A 15,927-nucleotide genomic window follows, 5' to 3' on the forward strand; every position below is an offset into this window, starting at 1 on the left:
CAGCATCCTGAAGGCTTCATGACGAGACAGCATGAGACGAGACAGCATGAGACGAGACAGCATAAGTTGAGACAGCATGAGACGAGACAGCATAAGTTGAGACAGCATGAGATGAGACAGCATAAGTTGAAGCAGCATGAGGTAGGACAGCGTAAGACGAGACAGCACAGGATGAAGGTTACTGTACCCCTGCAGTATCATATAAAATATGCAGCAGGCCACAGCGTGGGCGGTAACCTGCCGGAAATATCAAGAGAAAGGACTTGCGATTATGGGATATGTAAAATGGAGTTATGACACACTGAACCATTTCTGCGGAGACGTTTTTAAAGCGTTTGGCTTTTCTGAGGAAGAAGGAAGCATCATTAAAGATGTTCTTCTGACTGCTGATCTGTATGGGATCGAGAGCCACGGAATGCAGAGGATGGTTCGTTACCATAAAGGAATCGAGAAGGGGACTATTCATCCCCAGGCGAAACCGGAAGTTGTTTTTGAAACACCGATTTCTGCCGTGATAGACGGACATAACGGAATGGGCCAGCTGATCAGCCATTTTGCCATGGAAAAGGCAATTGAGAAGGCAAAGACAACTGGTGTGGGAATCGTAAGTGTACGAAATTCCAACCATTTCGGTATTGCAGGATATTATGCGAATATGGCCTGCCATGAAGGCCTTCTTGGAATGGCATGTACCAACTCCGAGGCGATCATGGTACCGACTTTTGGAAGAAAGGCTATGCTGGGCTCCAACCCGATCGCAGTCGCTATGCCTGCAGACCCGTATCCGTTTTTCTTTGACTGTTCCACAACAGTTGTAACCAGAGGTAAACTGGAAATGTATAATAAGATGGGCAAGCCTCTTCCGGATGGCTGGGCACTTGACAAAAACGGTCATGCCAGCAATAATGCACCGGATGTACTTGCAAACATCGTAGCCAAGAAGGGCGGCGGAATCATGCCTCTTGGTGGAAACGAGGAAGTCAGCGGAAGCCATAAGGGATATGGCTATGGAATGCTCTGTGAGCTGTTCAGCTCTATTCTTTCCATGGGCGTTACCTCCGACAAATGCTGTACATTCCCGGACAAGACCGGTATCTGCCATGGATTTATGGCGATCAACCCGGCGGCATTCGGAGATCCGGATGCGATCCGCAAGCATTTTTCAGAATATCTTGAGGCACTTCGGGAGAGTCCGAAGGCAGACGGTCAGGAAAGGATCTATACACACGGCGAGAAAGAGGTAGCTGCTGAAAAAGACAGAAAAGAGAATGGCATTCCGGTCAACGACAATACCATGGTAGAGCTTGCTGATCTCTGCAGTTATCTGAAGCTTGATTTTGGCGCTTATTTTGAAGGCTATGAGCTTCCGAAGGACAGTAGATTCTTCAATGGTAATTATTAATTCAGGTAATCCTTTTGAAATGAAATATATCATAATTATCCAAGGAGGAAAAGAAAATGGATTATGCAAAAGAGTCATTAAGACTGCACGGAGATTGGAAAGGTAAGATCGAGGTTGTTACAAGAGTGCCGGTTGAGAATAAAGACGACCTTTCTCTTGCATATACACCAGGTGTAGCTCAGCCTTGCCTTGAGATCCAGAAAGATATCAATAAATCCTACGAGCTTACAAGAAGATGGAATATGTGTCTTGTTGTAACAGACGGTTCCGCAGTTCTTGGTCTTGGTGACATCGGACCGGAAGCCGGTATGCCTGTAATGGAAGGTAAATGTGTACTTTTCAAAGCATTCGGCGATGTAGACGCATTCCCGCTTTGCATTAAGAGCCATGATGTAGACGAGATCGTAAATACTATTTACATGATCTCCGGATCCTTCGGTGGTGTTAACCTTGAGGACATCTCCGCTCCGAGATGCTTTGAGATCGAGAAAAAACTGAAAGAGAAATGTGATATTCCGATCTTCCACGATGATCAGCACGGAACTGCAGTTATCACACTTGCAGGCCTGACAAACGCTCTGAAGGTTGTCGGAAAGAAGAAAGAGGATGTTCGTATCGTTATGAACGGTGCAGGTGCAGCTGCTATCTCTATCTGCAGACTTCTTCTGAAAGCAGGCTTCAAGGATGTTACACTCTGCGATAGAAAGGGTGCCATCTATGAGGGACGTACAGAAGGAATGAACCCGGTTAAGGAAGAGATGAGCAAGCTCACAAACCTTCAGAAGAAACAGGGATCTCTTGCAGAGATGCTGGTTGGCGCGGATGTATTTATCGGTGTTTCCGCTCCTGGAGCAGTTACAACAGAGATGGTTAAGACCATGAACAAAGATGCCATCATCTTCGCATGCGCAAACCCGACACCGGAGATTTTCCCGGATGACGCAAAAGCAGGCGGAGCAAAGGTTATCTCCACAGGAAGAAGTGACTTCCCGAACCAGATCAACAACGTTCTTGCATTCCCTGGAATCTTCCGTGGTGCATTTGATGTAAGAGCAAGTGATATCAACGATGAGATGAAGATCGCAGCTTCCAAGGCGCTTGCAGATCTGATCACAGATGAGGAGCTTTCTCCGGAGTATATCATTCCGAAGGCATTCGACAAGAGAGTCGGACCGGCTGTCGCAAAAGCAGTAGCAGAGGCAGCAAAAGCAACAGGCGTAGCACGTATCTGATCTTAAGCGCCTGATACGAACCAAAACAGCCCTTCATTAAGAAGAATATATCAGACACCCGTACTCTGTAACCCGGTACGGGTGTCTTTTTGTTTCCAGGCAGGTGGTATTACCCTTTGACAAATGTCCTCTCAGTGAGTACAATAGCAAAAGAATATGATAGGAGGTTAAGCACAGCATGAAACCATGGGAAGCTAATATACGAAAAGTAGTGCCGTATACTCCTGGCGAGCAGCCAAATGAGAGCGGCATGATCAAACTGAATACAAACGAGAATCCATATTCACCGGCTCCGGGTGTGGAGAAGGCGCTGAAGGCCCTTAATGCCGATACCCTGAGACTTTATCCGGATCCGACAGCAGGAGACCTGGTACACAGTATTGCCGCGTTCTACGGCCTGAAGGATGAGCAGGTATTTACAGGCGTTGGTTCCGATGACGTACTGGCTATGTGCTTTCTCACATTTTTTAATTCAGAGAAACCGATCCTGTTCCCGGACATCACTTATTCTTTCTATGATGTATGGGCAGATCTTTTAAGGATCCCATATGAGCGCCCGGCATTAGATGAGGAGTTCCATATCCGTAAGGAAGATTATTTCCGTGAAAACGGCGGAATCGTATTCCCTAACCCCAATGCACCGACCGGCGTGGAAATGCCTCTTTCCGAGATCGAGGAGATCGTGGCAAAGAATCCGGAGAGTATCGTGATCGTAGATGAGGCGTACGTGGATTTCGGAGCAGCATCCGCACTGCCGCTGATCGAAAAATATGATAATCTGCTTGTTGTGCAGACCTTCTCCAAGTCCAGATCCCTGGCAGGAATGCGTATCGGATATGCCTTCGGAAATCCGGAGCTGATCAAATATCTCAATGATGTGAAATATTCCTTTAACTCCTATACCATGGATCGTACTACCATCGCAGCTGGTGTGGCATCTATGGAGGATAAGGCATATTTTGAGGAATGCTGCCATAAGATCATTACAACAAGAGAGTGGACAAAGGCAGAGCTCAGGAAGCTTGGATTTTCCTTTCAGGATTCCAGATCCAACTTTATCTTTGCCACACATGAGAGCTGTCCGGCCAAAGAGCTTTTCGCAGCACTGAGAGAGAAACATATCTATGTAAGATATTTCCCGAAGGACAGGATCGACAATCATCTCCGTATCACCATCGGTACCGATGAGGAGATGAAAAAGCTGGTAGAATTCCTGACGGAATATCTGCAGAAATAACAGTTAAGGAGGTACTATGGAAGTACTGGTACAATGGTTTTCACACCACCTTGCACAGTTTATCTCTCCCGAGGGAGCTGTGTTCATCATTTCTATGATCCCGATACTGGAGCTTCGCGGCGGCCTTCTGGCAGCTTCTTTGCTGAAGATATCGGCTGCGAAGGCACTGCCGATCTGTATCGTGGGAAATATTATTCCGATTCCGTTTATCCTGCTTTTTATCCGGCAGATCTTTAAATGGATGAAAAAAACAAAGACGTTCAGAGGTCTGATCACAAAGCTGGAAAACAGAGCTATGGGAAAGAGTGACCAGATCAAGAGATATGAATTTCTTGGACTTTTGCTGTTTGTGGGAATCCCTCTTCCGGGCACAGGAGCCTGGACAGGTGCACTGATCGCCTCTCTTCTTGAGGTGGATATCAAAAAATCCTCCATTGCGATCCTGTGCGGACTTTTTATGGCAAGTGTCATTATGTATATTGTTTCTTATGGAATTGTAGGAAATGTAGTGCATTGATCGATCGCAGAGAAGGAATGTCTTTTTGATCGAAATCGGATTGAAAATAAAGAAATCCCTTACCGGATCTGTAAAATGATATGTGTTCTGTATTTCGGAAACATATCAGAGATCGGTAAGGGATTTTTTATGTGTTTTTACATATCAGGCAGAGGTATACCGAGAAGATCCTTACATAAGTCTGCGCTTCAGCATGTCCGCGTTTAAAGCGTATTTCAGAGCTGTATCCCTGGTGATACGGCCTTTTTTATATAATTCCAGAAGGCTCTGGTCCATAGAACGCATCTGCTCCTGACCGGATGTGGAGATCACGCCTTCGATCTGGTGTACTTTATTGTCGCGGATCATATTGCGGATGGCAGGAGTCAGGCGCATGATCTCGAAAACAGGAATGTTGCGTCCGTCCACATCCGGGATCAGCTGCTGGGAGATTACAGCCTGAAGGACCATGGAAAGCTGGAGGGCAATCTGATGCTGCTGAGATGGCTCAAACACGTCCATGATGCGTTCGATGGTGTTGGCTGCTCCCAAAGTATGCAGGCTGGAAAGGACAAGATGACCGGTTTCCGCAGCGGTCATGGCAGTCTGGATGGTTTCATGATCACGCATCTCTCCAAGAAGGATCACATCCGGGCTCTGGCGTAGTGTGGCACGAAGAGAAGTCAGATAGCTTTCGGTGTCGGTACAGATCTCGCGCTGGCTGACGATACAGCGATCATGGCGGTGGAGATATTCCAGAGGATCCTCCAGAGTGATGATGTGGCCTTCCCGGGTATGGTTGATCCGGTCGATCAGGCAGGCCATAGTGGTGGATTTACCGCTTCCGGCAGAACCGGTAACAAGGACCATGCCACGGGTATAGTCGGAGATATTCATCACATCCTCCGGAATGGAAAGCTCTGCAGGATCCGGCAGCCGGAAGGCGATCACGCGGATCACGGCAGCCAGGGAACCACGCTGCTTGTAGGCATTGACACGAAATCTGGAAACACCGGGAATGGAAAAAGAAAAGTCATCATCACCGGTTTCCATAAGACGGGATATATCGCGGTTTTCCGCAAGGCCGTAAATGGTGCGGAGTAAATTTTCTGTCTGATCAGGCATCAGCCTGTCACCACGGTCTAAAAGATGACCGTCGATCTTTTCTGCCAGGGGGCGGCCTGCGATGATAAAGATATCAGAGACACGCCGGTTGGCAGCTTCTGCTAAAAATTCAGGAATAGGGGTATCCATAGGTTTATTCTCCTTTAAATACATTCTGGTGGTTGTCAGGTTGCCAGGATCCGGTAAGCTCTGTGTTCCATTGCAGGATCTGATAAGCGGAAGAGCTTTTTTCCTGCGGGTAAAAAATCTCAAGCACTACAGAAAGCTGTTGTGTCTCGGAAATTCCAACGGAGAAGGAAAGGGTGTGGCTGTGGGAATCCCAGCTGAGATCGTTCCTTGTGTCCGCAAGCTTTTGTATCATGGAAAAATATCTGGTTTCATCGGAAGCTTTTTCCCTGTATTGCTCCAGATCATCACGGATTTCTGAAACGGTTTCCGTGGCGCTTGCGCAGCCGGTGTAATAATTTTCGGTCTGTTCCATAGAATGTCTGGCTGTGTTAAGACTGGATCTGGAGCTTCCAAGAGTAAGCAGAGCAAGTACACAGAGACACAGCACAGAGAAGATAAGAAACAGGGAAGGAATGCCGACAGTTACAAAAAACGTATGCTTCTGTTTCAATGTACAGCCTCCCTTCTGTAGTCATCAACAGGAAAACGCAGGGTGATCCGGTAAAGCTCACTGCCGTTGGAAAGCTGCCGGAAAGAAAGCTCGCCGGATTTTTCTGAAGAAGAAATATCTGTTTCCAGGATCATTTCACAGGCGGCTTCTCCAGAAGAGCAGCTCTGCCAGTTACGGTCATAATACCAGATCAGGTTGGTGTTCTTTTTGATACTCCCCGGAAGCAGGGAGAGGAACTGTTCATCGGTTCCGTCAGTGCCTTCCAGTATCTCGCCCACGGAGGTTGTGAGAGCCTGGATCTGGTTCCACTGTTCTGCCTGGAGCCGGTTTTTCCGTGCTGCCGCGAAGATCTGGATGCAGGCAGCTGAGGAAAGTGACAGAAACAAAAGGGCAAGGATCATTTCCATCAGAAAAAGGCTGGTACCGGAATTATGTCTTGATTCTTTCATGATGCCTCCTTTTTGCCAGTGCGATGAAGCAGGAATTCCGAGCAGACTCCCGTGGTACTTTCCAGGGAAAAGTGGTAAAAACCATTTTCCATTTCCGAAAACCGGAAATCGGAAAGCTGTGAGATGACGGTTCCTGCATCGGAACTGGCCTGAGAGCCTTTTGCAGTGAAAAGCTCCATCAGACTGTCATTCTTCAGGTAAATATACGTGATATATTCTTTTCCTTTGATATCGTCCCGGAAACAAAGGGCAGGAATATCATCCAGGGAACCGGAAAAGATCTCATCGCCGCGGTCATGCTGCCGGAATTTGGTAGTCAGATAAGTTGCTGCGGTTCCAAGCTCGGAATCGGAGTCAGTCTGTTTCACAGTCTGCTGGTAAATCCGGGCGGAAAATAGCAGCATCAGTATAAGGAACAAAACAAAAACACCGAAAAGAAGAAGCGAAAAAAGAGAAGAAACGGAATGTCCGGTGTTCTTCCGGTGATTCATGAGGCATTCCCTCCTTTCGCACTGCCGGACAGAGCGATCACGCTGATAGACGGCAGGAGATTGGAACCGTTAGGAACATACTCTACTACGAATTTGGTTTTGTCATAAGTGATATGATAATCCAAGAGAAGCTGGGACAGGCTTTCGGGATATGTGCCTGTGAGGGCATAGGTGCGGATGGCACCGTTTTTCAGTGCCTGTTCCAGAGCATCCTGTTCTTTGTGTACGGCCTGATCGGAGGTGCTGCTGACACCTGCCACAAACAAGGTGCAGGATAAAACCAGAAGCAGCGCCGGAAAGAGAAGAAAAAATGCTCTGAGAAATTTTGTTCTGCGGCTTTCGAAAAGTTCCATGCGGTCACCACCTTACATTGCAAAATCTGAGAGGATCCCCAGAAGCGGCATCATGACGGATAAAAGGACCAGCCCCACAAGAAGAGACAGCAGGATCACGATGGTAGGCTCCACAATGGAGACTGCCTGTGAGATCAGATCTATGGATCTTTCGGTGTACTGCCGGGAAAGCCTGCGGAAGGTTTCGTCACTGGAACCGGAATAGAAGGATATCGTGATGAGACGGCCTTCCATGCCGCCGAACAGACTGGATTCTGTAAGAGCCTTGGAAAAAGTTTCTCCGCTATCCAGGATAGAGGAAGCCTTCCGGAGTCTTTCGAGTATCACCGGCTGTGAGATCAGATCCTTTGTAAGCTCCAGGCTGGTTTCCGGGGAAAGTCCGCTCCGAAGCCCCAGGGAAAGGCCCTGGGCCAGACGACTGTAATCCATGGCAACCGGGATCTCACGGAAAAACGGGAGATGGATGGCCATTTTTCGCAGCAGGCTGTGACCTTTTTCCGTAAGACTGAAAAACAGGATGCAGCCAATGAGGGCTGCGGCGAGGATCAGAAAAACAGAGGAATACCGGCTGATCACGTTGCCTGCATTCAGAAGTCCCCGGGAAACCCCGTTCATTTCCATTCCCATCTGGTTAAATACCTGTTGAAATACCGGCAGGACTTTTATCAGAAGGACCAGGATCACAACAGCCATCATGCCAAGCATGAGCAGCGGGTAAGTGACTGCAGACCGTATCTGTCCTGAGATTTCTTCATCCTGTTCATAGTGGGAACTGAGACTTTCCATGATCTCATCCAGGCAGCCGGTTTCCTCACCGGTCCGGACATAGGCGGTCATGGATGTGGGAAAGATCCCGGATTCGTCAAGAGCCCGGGAAAGAGAACCGTTTTCTTCCACGGAACGGATCAGGGGTGTGAGGATCTGCCGGTCTGCATCGGTCTTGCTTTCGTCACAGAGGATGTGAAGTCCTTCAGCTGTGGATATGCCGGAATGCAGAAGCATTCCCATCTGCCCGCAGAAACTGGATAATTCCCGGGCTGTCAGTTTGTTTTTCATAATAAGGTCTCCTTTAGTGGGTCAGCGTGTGAACTGTACCGTATAATTGCTTTCATCACCGATATATTCCTGGATCGCTTCATCACCATCACTGTTGGCGTCAAAGGTGGGATCCATCAGCTTCCAGGTGTCGCCGTCAAAAGATACTGCCTTTGTCACCCAGCCTCTGCCACGGATATAAACATCGATCCATGCATGCTTTACATCACCGGAATAGCCAATCTGAAGCTTGCAGGGAATGTCCTGGCTGCGGAGCATTGCAGTAGTCAGTGCAGCGTAATCAAAACAGATCCCCGTGCCGGTGCTTAAAGTATCATCTACATCAGGAAGATAACCGGCTTCGACAAAATCAGCTTTGTCATAATCGTAGGAAATATGACTGGTAACATATGTATAGAAGGTTTTCAGGATGTCGATATCGGTCATGTCTTCTTTGACAAGAGAGGCTGCCAGTTTGCAGGCTTCACTTTTGGAAGAAAAGTCCACGTACTGGTTTGGATACAGAAACGGAAGAAATTCATTCTGAAGCTTTATTGTGAGCGTTTCCGTGTAAAGGGCGGCATACTGGTTTCCATCAATCTGCTGATAGCAGGTGATGAGATACTCACCGGAGCCTTCGGAAAAAGGAAGTACCGTCTGTTCATCAGGTTCCAGAAAATAGGAATAGACCACACCGGAGGGAGCGGTAAGCTGAATGTTCATGCGGGAATCATCGGAATCGGATTCTGCAGTCAGATATCCCTGATCCTGATTGGAAATATCCAGGATCAGAGGGGAATTGCCCAGTGTTTTTTTGCCGGGGGCCTCCGGGGTGAGGACTCTGGCCGGAGAATATACCGGAGGTTCTTCATCGGAGGAAGGAGAATTTCCACAGCCTGCCAGCAGGATTCCGAAAAGCAGCCATACAAAAAAGAGACGGACTGGTAAAAATTTTGACATTGTTTCCGTTCTCCTGTTATATCATGCTTTCTTTTTGAACAGTATAGCAGATTCCGTGAAAAAAAGACAGGAGTAGGGCTCAAAATGCAGTGGAAAATGTTGACATTTCAGGGAAAAAAACATATACTCTATATATAAAGGCAAACCTGTTGAAAGACAGGGACGCAAAGCCATGGGTCTAAGGTCCGAAGGATGACTATGACAGCCGGTTGCCGCATTAAATTCCGATTTAATGACGTATTCAGATAACATCTATGAACAAGAATCTGTGTGTTAATGCGGCCGTTTATTTCGTTAGAATAAGCGGCTTTTTTGATGCCTAAAATCCGGTTTAGGTTGGAAACTGAAACGTCGGCTTTCAGAAAGGTGTGAATGATATGAAAAGAACAGATATCCGTAAAATTTTTACAGGCAGGAAAAAAGCTTTAGCAGGATGCCTTGCAGCTGTTATTGTACTGGCAGGTGGCTTTAATGTCTGGCAGTCGTCACAGGTTCCGGAATTTCCGAATTTTACAGATCCGGTAGTGGAGACTACCATCACAGAGGACGACACTCCACTTGCTTCAAAACCGAAGGTGACTACCAAAACGACTTCAAATACCAAGACAACCAGAAAAAAAGTTAAGCTGAAAAAAGCGGCGACCAAGACTTATACCAAGAAGCTTCCGACTACCAATAAGAAGAGTACGACCACAAAGAAAACAAACAGAAATACAACCGTAAAAACATTAAAGACAGTTAAGACTGCAACAACACAGAAATACACAAAGAAATCAAAAACAGCCGTTCAGACACGGAAAGTAACTACAACCATTCAGACGACCACAACAGTCATGGCGGCTTCAGCTACTGCCGGCAAAGCGAATGCAGCTTCCACAAAAAAAGTAGAAAGCATCAGCATGGACAGCAAATATTCAGTAAGCAATATTGCTTCCATTGCACCGAAGATGGACAGCAGGGTGCTCAAAGCCTACAAGAAGCTTGGATTTACTGTAACGATCGATCCGTCTGTTAACTACGGAGGCTGCTTTAACGCACATTCAAGAAGCATCATCCTTCGTTTTGAGAATGAGACAATCTACCATGAGCTGGGACATTTCCTTGCTTTTGTTGCGGGAAACGTAGACAGAACAAGTGATTTTGCCGCAGTTTATAACAGCGAAAAATCCAAATTTACAGGTATTAACAGAAGCTATGCAACGCAGAACAGTTCAGAATATTTTGCAGAATCAGTGCTTGAGTATGTAACAAGTCCGTCAACACTTAAGAGACAGAGACCAAAAACGTATGCAGCGATCGTGGCGGCTCTGAATAAAATTACCGATGAACGTATCCAGAGGGTCATGGATATATACGGACCGTTCTGGAGCTAAAAAAGAAGCATACAGGAATGTTGGATCTGTCCGGGAAGAGATCTCCCGGGCAGATTTTTTTCTTTTTTGTGAGAAAAGTATAAAAAAAATGTCGATAAATATTTCTTGCAATAGACTCTATAAGGTGTGTATAATGAAACATAAGCTGAAAACATGCTTTCATTCAAAAAAAGTGCAGCCATGTCAGGTTGTATCTGATTCCATAAACAACAAATATATAATTTATCAGATTTAAGAATAGAGGATTTAATATGAGAGAAAAGTATGAATCATTATCTCTGGCGGTGCTGAAGGATCTGGCAAAGGCGAGAGGGATGAAGGGAATTTCTACTCTGAGAAAACCGGCACTGATCGAGCGGATGCTGGAGGAGGACGTCAAAGAGTCCGACAGAGGAAATCCCGAAGAAGTACACAAAAGTACACCGGCAGAAAATACTGTAAAAGAAAAAAGCTATGATTCGGAAAAAACAGAATATCGTACCCGTCCGGCAGGGGAAGGACTTCAGGAGCAGCGGAAGGAATATCGTAGTGATAAGAATGAGCAGGAACACAGAAACACAAATATCCGCAGAGAGCACAACCGTGAATATAACCGGGAAGCTACAAGGGAGAACGGGAATGTTCCGTCAGAATCCACCCAGCTGGACAGTGGTGAAAAGGCTAACGGGATCCTGGAGGTCCTTCCGGATGGATATGGTTTTATCCGATGTGAGAATTATATGCCGGGTGAGAACGACATTTATGTGTCTCCTTCCCAGATCCGCCGCTTTAATTTAAAGACAGGTGATATCATCCAGGGAAATATCCGCATCAAGACCCAGGGAGAGAAGTTCAGTGCCCTTCTCTACGTATCTTCCATTAACGGATTCCATCCGAGTGAGGGACAGAGACGGTACAATTTTGAAGATATGACACCGATCTTTCCGAATGAGAGACTTGTCATGGAGCGTGCAGGCGGTACAACAGCCATGCGTATCGTGGATCTGATCAGCCCTATCGGAAAGGGTCAGCGAGGAATGATCGTATCTCCGCCAAAGGCAGGTAAGACAACCCTTCTGAAAGATGTTGCCAAGTCTATCCTCAGGAATAACAGAGATATGCATCTGATCATTCTTCTGATCGATGAGCGTCCTGAGGAGGTTACCGATATCAGAGAGGCGATCCAGGGACCGAATGTGGAAGTGATCTATTCTACATTTGATGAGCTTCCGGAACATCATAAGAGAGTTTCCGAGATGGTTGTGGAGCGTGCGCGCCGTCTTGTAGAGCATAAACAGGATGTGATCATTCTTCTGGATTCGATCACACGACTTGCCAGAGCCTATAATCTGATCATCCCGCCAAGCGGAAGAACCTTATCCGGTGGTCTTGACCCGGCGGCTCTCCATATGCCCAAGAGGTTTTTTGGCGCAGCCCGTAATATGCGCGAGGGCGGAAGCCTGACGATTCTGGCAACCGCACTTGTGGATACCGGAAGCAAGATGGACGATGTTATTTATGAGGAGTTCAAGGGAACCGGTAATATGGAGCTTGTCCTGGATCGTAAATTACAGGAGAAACGGGTATTCCCGGCCATTGATATCCAGAAATCCGGAACCAGAAGAGAGGATCTGCTTCTCAGCAAGGATGAACAGGAAGCGGTTTATATTATGCGAAAAGCTCTCAACGGAATGAAAGCGGATGAGGCAGTAGAACAGATCCTGAATACCTTTGCCAGAACCAGGAACAATGCAGAACTGGTACAGACTGTAAAGAAACAGAAATTTTTATAAAGTCCTTGCATTTTACGGAAAGCTATGTTATACTTAGCAAGCTGTTTAAAATGGAATTCGTCAATTGAATACGAATAATATTAAATATATAGAGAGGTGAAAATCATGAGAGAAGGAATCCATCCGAACTACTATCAGGCAACTGTAACCTGCAACTGCGGAAACACTTTCGTAACAGGTTCTACTAAAGAGGACATCCATGTTGAGATCTGTTCCAAATGCCATCCGTTCTACACAGGACAGCAGAAGGCTACACAGGCTCGTGGACGTATCGATAAGTTCAACAAGAAATACGGCCTGAATAAGTAATTATTGCGAATACAGGAAATGAGAAGGTTGAGGTTGGGAAATCTCAACCTTTCTTTAACTGAAAAATTTTTAATTTGCACAGGAGAGAATGAATGAGATCATCGAATATCGGCGGACAGGCGGTCATGGAAGGCATCATGATGCGCCACAAGGACAAATATTCTATCGCAGTGCGCCGCCCGGACCAGGAGATCGAGCTGAAGGTAGAGGATTATAAATGTATCTTCGGAAATCACGCATTTCTGAAGAAACCGATCATCCGTGGTGTGGTAAGCTTTGTGGATTCTCTTGTGGTAGGCACGAAATGCCTGATGTATTCTGCGGAGATCGCAGGAGACGAGGAAGATGAGGAAACAGCCAGGAAGAATGAGCAGCTTACAGAAGAAGAGCGTTCTGCAAAGAAAGCCAAAGAGGATAAGCAGTTCAAGTGGCTTCTTTACATTACGGTAGCTATCTCCATGGTGGTTTCTGTGGCTGCTTTTATGTTTCTTCCGTATGTACTGGCTAGTCTGATCCGAGGGGTAGGTGCTTCGGAATTTCTGGTCACCATAGTGGAAGCCTTTGTGAAGCTGGCACTGTTTATGGGATATATGTTCCTGATCTCCAGAATGAAGGATATCCAGAGGACATTTATGTATCACGGCGCGGAGCACAAATGTATCAACTGTGTGGAGCATGGTCTGCCTCTGACGGTAGAGAATGTGTTAAAGAGCTCCAGGTTTCATAAGCGCTGTGGAACAAGCTTTCTGTTTCTGGTCATGCTGGTAAGTATTGTGCTGCACTTTGTGTTTGTGGCGGTGCCGTTTTACTGGGTGAGACTGCTGGGAAGACTTCTCATGGTACCGGTAGTTGCGGGGATTTCCTTTGAGATCATCCAGTGGGCAGGAAGAACAGACAGTAAATTTGCGGACATTATGAGTAAACCAGGTCTTGCCATGCAGAAATTCACCACAAAGGAGCCTGCTGCAGATATGGCAGAGGTAGCCATTAAAGCAGTTGAGGCTGTTTTTGATTGGAGAGCTTATCTGAAAGAGGAATTTGACCTGGACATCCCATATGAGACAGAGGAGACAGAAAATGCAGACTCTTGAGTCCCTTCTGAAAAAAGGTACAACAATACTGAAAGATAACGGATTGGAAGAAGCCGGGCTGGATGCCTGGCTCCTTCTGGAATTTAAGACCGGAAAGAATCGGGCATATTATTTTGCGCATGGAGATGAACCGGTGTCTGATGAGACCGCAGCAGAGTATCTTACGCTGATCGACAGGCGGGCAGGACATATTCCTGTACAGCAGCTGACTCATCAGGCTTTTTTTATGGGCTATGAGTTTTATGTAAACGAAAACGTGCTGATTCCTAGACAGGATACGGAGACTCTGGTGGAAGAGGCATTGAAACACCTTGGGGATGTGGAAAAACCGGAGATCCTGGATATGTGTACCGGCTCCGGCTGCATCCTGCTCAGCCTTCTTCTGGAACGGCAGGATGCCTGTGGGACCGGTGTGGATGTTTCACCGGAAGCACTGGAAGTGGCAAAAAAGAATGCAGGTATTCTAAAGGTGGAGAACCGGGCGGATTTTGTGGAAAGCGACCTGTTCTCGGCACCGTATTTTTGTGAAAAAGGTGGAAAAGATAGTGGGAAATATGATATCCTTATTTCAAACCCGCCTTATATCGCAACAGAAGAAATTGAAACACTGATGGAAGAAGTCCGCCTTCATGATCCGAGGAAGGCCCTTGACGGAATGGAAGACGGGCTTTATTTTTACAGAAAGATCACAGCAGAGGCCGGAAGGTACCTGAAACCAGGCGGATGGCTTCTGTATGAAATCGGCTGCACCCAGGGTGAGGCAGTCAGTACAATGATGAAAGCAGCCGGGTTTACCGGGGTTCAGATCGTAAAGGATCTGCCGGGCCTTGACCGTGTGGTGCTTGGACAGAAACAGGAGGAAATACATGTTTGATAAACTGGATGATCTGCTGGTACGTTTTGAAGAGCTTCTCAATGAGCTGGGAGAACCGGGAGTAACCGACGATCCGGCACATTTTCAGAAGCTGATGAAGGAGCAGAGCGACCTGCAGCCAATCGTTGACGCATATAAAGAATATAAGAAAAATAAGGAAACCATCGAGGACAGTCTTTCCATGCTGGAGAGCGAGAAGGACGAAGAGATGCGTGAAATGCTGAAGGAAGAGCTTTCCGATGCAAAAAAGAGAGTGGAGGAGCTGGAGCATGAGCTGAAGATCCTTCTTCTTCCGAAGGACCCTAACGACAGCAAGAACGTTATCGTTGAGATCCGTGGAGGTGCAGGCGGTGATGAGGCAGCACTTTTTGCAGCAGAGATTTATCGTATGTATGTAAAATACGCGGAGTCCCGCCGCTGGAAAACCGAGATGCTCAGCCTCAATGAGAACGGCATCGGCGGCTTTAAGGAGGTTACCTTCATGATCAAGGGTGAGGGTGCATATTCCAGACTGAAATACGAAAGCGGTGTTCACCGTGTACAGCGAGTACCGGAGACAGAGTCCGGCGGAAGGATCCATACCTCTACCTGTACGGTAGCGATCATGCCGGAGGCGGAAGAAATTGATTTCCATCTGGATCTCAATGAGTGTAAATTCGATGTGTTCCGTGCATCCGGAAACGGTGGTCAGTGTGTCAACACCACAGACTCCGCAGTACGTCTTACTCATATCCCTACAGGAATCGTGATTTCCTGCCAGGATGAGAAGTCTCAGCTTAAGAATAAGGATAAAGCACTCCGTGTGCTCCGTTCCCGTCTGTATGAGATGGAGCTTGCCAAGCAGCATGACGCTGAGGCAGAGGCAAGGAGAAGCCAGATCGGTACAGGTGACCGCTCCGAGAAGATCCGTACCTACAACTTCCCTCAGGGACGTGTAACAGACCACAGGATCAAGCTTACCCTTCACCGTCTGGAAAATATCCTTAACGGAGACCTAGATGAGATTATTGACAGTCTGATCGCAGCAGACCAGGCAGTAAAGCTGACAAAGCTGAATGAACAGGAGTAAGCGCTGATTACAGCTACAGAGTTCAAAAAATTATAATAAA

The 15,927-nt window shown here is 46.9% G+C and carries 17 protein-coding genes and 1 riboswitch; of the genes, 10 read left to right on the forward strand and 7 right to left on the reverse strand.

Features of this window, described 5'->3' with window-relative positions; all coding sequences use genetic code 11:
• The first annotated feature begins 271 nt into the window (after window positions 1-271).
• The 4 genes from EAI83_RS05235 to EAI83_RS05250 all read left to right on the forward strand — a co-directional run bounded on the left by EAI83_RS05235 (window position 272) and on the right by EAI83_RS05250 (window position 4,388).
• Window positions 272-1,402: an Ldh family oxidoreductase gene (locus tag EAI83_RS05235; RefSeq protein ID WP_022426846.1), complete on the forward strand. Its 1,131-nt coding sequence runs from the start codon at window positions 272-274 to the stop codon at window positions 1,400-1,402.
• Window positions 1,403-1,458: 56 nt separating this feature from the next.
• A complete protein-coding gene (locus EAI83_RS05240) occupies window positions 1,459-2,634 on the forward strand; it encodes an NAD(P)-dependent malic enzyme (RefSeq protein ID WP_015526165.1) in 1,176 nt (391 codons plus the stop codon).
• 178 nt (window positions 2,635-2,812) lie between these two features.
• The gene (gene hisC, locus EAI83_RS05245; protein WP_129974724.1) at window positions 2,813-3,871 is read left to right on the forward strand and encodes a histidinol-phosphate transaminase; all 1,059 of its coding nucleotides are present in this window, start codon (window positions 2,813-2,815) and stop codon (window positions 3,869-3,871) included.
• A gap of 16 nt (window positions 3,872-3,887) precedes the next feature.
• Window positions 3,888-4,388 (forward strand): COG2426 family protein, encoded by a 501-nt coding sequence (locus tag EAI83_RS05250; protein WP_021652100.1) that lies wholly within the window; start codon window positions 3,888-3,890, stop codon window positions 4,386-4,388.
• A 171-nt stretch (window positions 4,389-4,559) separates the two neighbouring features.
• Here EAI83_RS05250 and EAI83_RS05255 read toward each other — a convergent pair whose 3' ends face one another.
• The 7 genes from EAI83_RS05255 to EAI83_RS05285 are packed head-to-tail and all read right to left on the reverse strand — an operon-like array spanning window position 4,560 to window position 9,399.
• Window positions 4,560-5,621 (reverse strand): type IV pilus twitching motility protein PilT, encoded by a 1,062-nt coding sequence (locus EAI83_RS05255; RefSeq protein ID WP_118608158.1) that lies wholly within the window; start codon window positions 5,619-5,621, stop codon window positions 4,560-4,562.
• A 4-nt stretch (window positions 5,622-5,625) separates the two neighbouring features.
• Window positions 5,626-6,111, reverse strand: a complete 486-nt coding sequence (locus tag EAI83_RS05260) for a hypothetical protein (protein ID WP_118608157.1) — start codon at window positions 6,109-6,111, stop codon at window positions 5,626-5,628.
• Window positions 6,108-6,560, reverse strand: a complete 453-nt coding sequence (locus EAI83_RS05265) for a hypothetical protein (RefSeq protein ID WP_129974725.1) — start codon at window positions 6,558-6,560, stop codon at window positions 6,108-6,110. The genes EAI83_RS05260 and EAI83_RS05265 overlap by 4 nt, the downstream gene beginning before the upstream one ends.
• Window positions 6,557-7,051 carry a DUF4860 domain-containing protein gene (locus EAI83_RS05270; protein ID WP_022426851.1) on the reverse strand — a complete coding sequence of 165 codons (495 nt, stop codon included), beginning with the start codon at window positions 7,049-7,051 and terminating at the stop codon, window positions 6,557-6,559. Before EAI83_RS05270 ends, EAI83_RS05265 begins: the two co-directional genes overlap by 4 nt.
• Complete coding sequence (locus EAI83_RS05275; protein ID WP_022426852.1) at window positions 7,048-7,404, reverse strand: hypothetical protein; 357 nt, start codon at window positions 7,402-7,404, stop codon at window positions 7,048-7,050. The genes EAI83_RS05270 and EAI83_RS05275 overlap by 4 nt, the downstream gene beginning before the upstream one ends.
• A 12-nt stretch (window positions 7,405-7,416) precedes the next feature.
• Window positions 7,417-8,460, reverse strand: a complete 1,044-nt coding sequence (locus tag EAI83_RS05280; RefSeq protein ID WP_129974726.1) for a type II secretion system F family protein — start codon at window positions 8,458-8,460, stop codon at window positions 7,417-7,419.
• A 21-nt stretch (window positions 8,461-8,481) separates the two neighbouring features.
• Window positions 8,482-9,399 carry a transglutaminase-like domain-containing protein gene (locus EAI83_RS05285; protein ID WP_192926469.1) on the reverse strand — a complete coding sequence of 306 codons (918 nt, stop codon included), beginning with the start codon at window positions 9,397-9,399 and terminating at the stop codon, window positions 8,482-8,484.
• Window positions 9,400-9,528: 129 nt separating this feature from the next.
• Window positions 9,529-9,616: riboswitch (cyclic di-GMP riboswitch) on the forward strand.
• 160 nt (window positions 9,617-9,776) lie between these two features.
• On the opposite strand from EAI83_RS05285, the gene EAI83_RS17485 reads away from it, so the two are divergent.
• The 6 genes from EAI83_RS17485 to prfA all read left to right on the forward strand — a co-directional run bounded on the left by EAI83_RS17485 (window position 9,777) and on the right by prfA (window position 15,887).
• On the forward strand, window positions 9,777-10,772 hold the full coding sequence (locus tag EAI83_RS17485; RefSeq protein ID WP_227588573.1) for an anthrax toxin lethal factor-related metalloendopeptidase: 996 nt from the start codon (window positions 9,777-9,779) through the stop codon (window positions 10,770-10,772).
• Between the two features lie 251 nt (window positions 10,773-11,023).
• Window positions 11,024-12,544 carry a transcription termination factor Rho gene (gene rho / locus EAI83_RS05300; RefSeq protein ID WP_129974727.1) on the forward strand — a complete coding sequence of 507 codons (1,521 nt, stop codon included), beginning with the start codon at window positions 11,024-11,026 and terminating at the stop codon, window positions 12,542-12,544.
• 105 nt (window positions 12,545-12,649) lie between these two features.
• Entirely contained in the window at window positions 12,650-12,853 is a 204-nt protein-coding gene (gene rpmE, locus EAI83_RS05305) for a 50S ribosomal protein L31 (RefSeq protein ID WP_015526151.1), read from the forward strand.
• A 92-nt stretch (window positions 12,854-12,945) separates the two neighbouring features.
• Window positions 12,946-13,944: a DUF1385 domain-containing protein gene (locus EAI83_RS05310; protein WP_129974728.1), complete on the forward strand. Its 999-nt coding sequence runs from the start codon at window positions 12,946-12,948 to the stop codon at window positions 13,942-13,944.
• Window positions 13,931-14,818 (forward strand): peptide chain release factor N(5)-glutamine methyltransferase, encoded by an 888-nt coding sequence (gene prmC, locus EAI83_RS05315; protein ID WP_022426857.1) that lies wholly within the window; start codon window positions 13,931-13,933, stop codon window positions 14,816-14,818. Before EAI83_RS05310 ends, prmC begins: the two co-directional genes overlap by 14 nt.
• On the forward strand, window positions 14,811-15,887 hold the full coding sequence (gene prfA / locus EAI83_RS05320) for a peptide chain release factor 1 (protein WP_015526148.1): 1,077 nt from the start codon (window positions 14,811-14,813) through the stop codon (window positions 15,885-15,887). The genes prmC and prfA overlap by 8 nt, the downstream gene beginning before the upstream one ends.
• Window positions 15,888-15,927: the final 40 nt, after the last annotated feature.

Source organism: Blautia sp. aa_0143 (assembly GCF_004167315.1).
GTDB lineage: Bacteria > Bacillota > Clostridia > Lachnospirales > Lachnospiraceae > Blautia_A > Blautia_A fusiformis.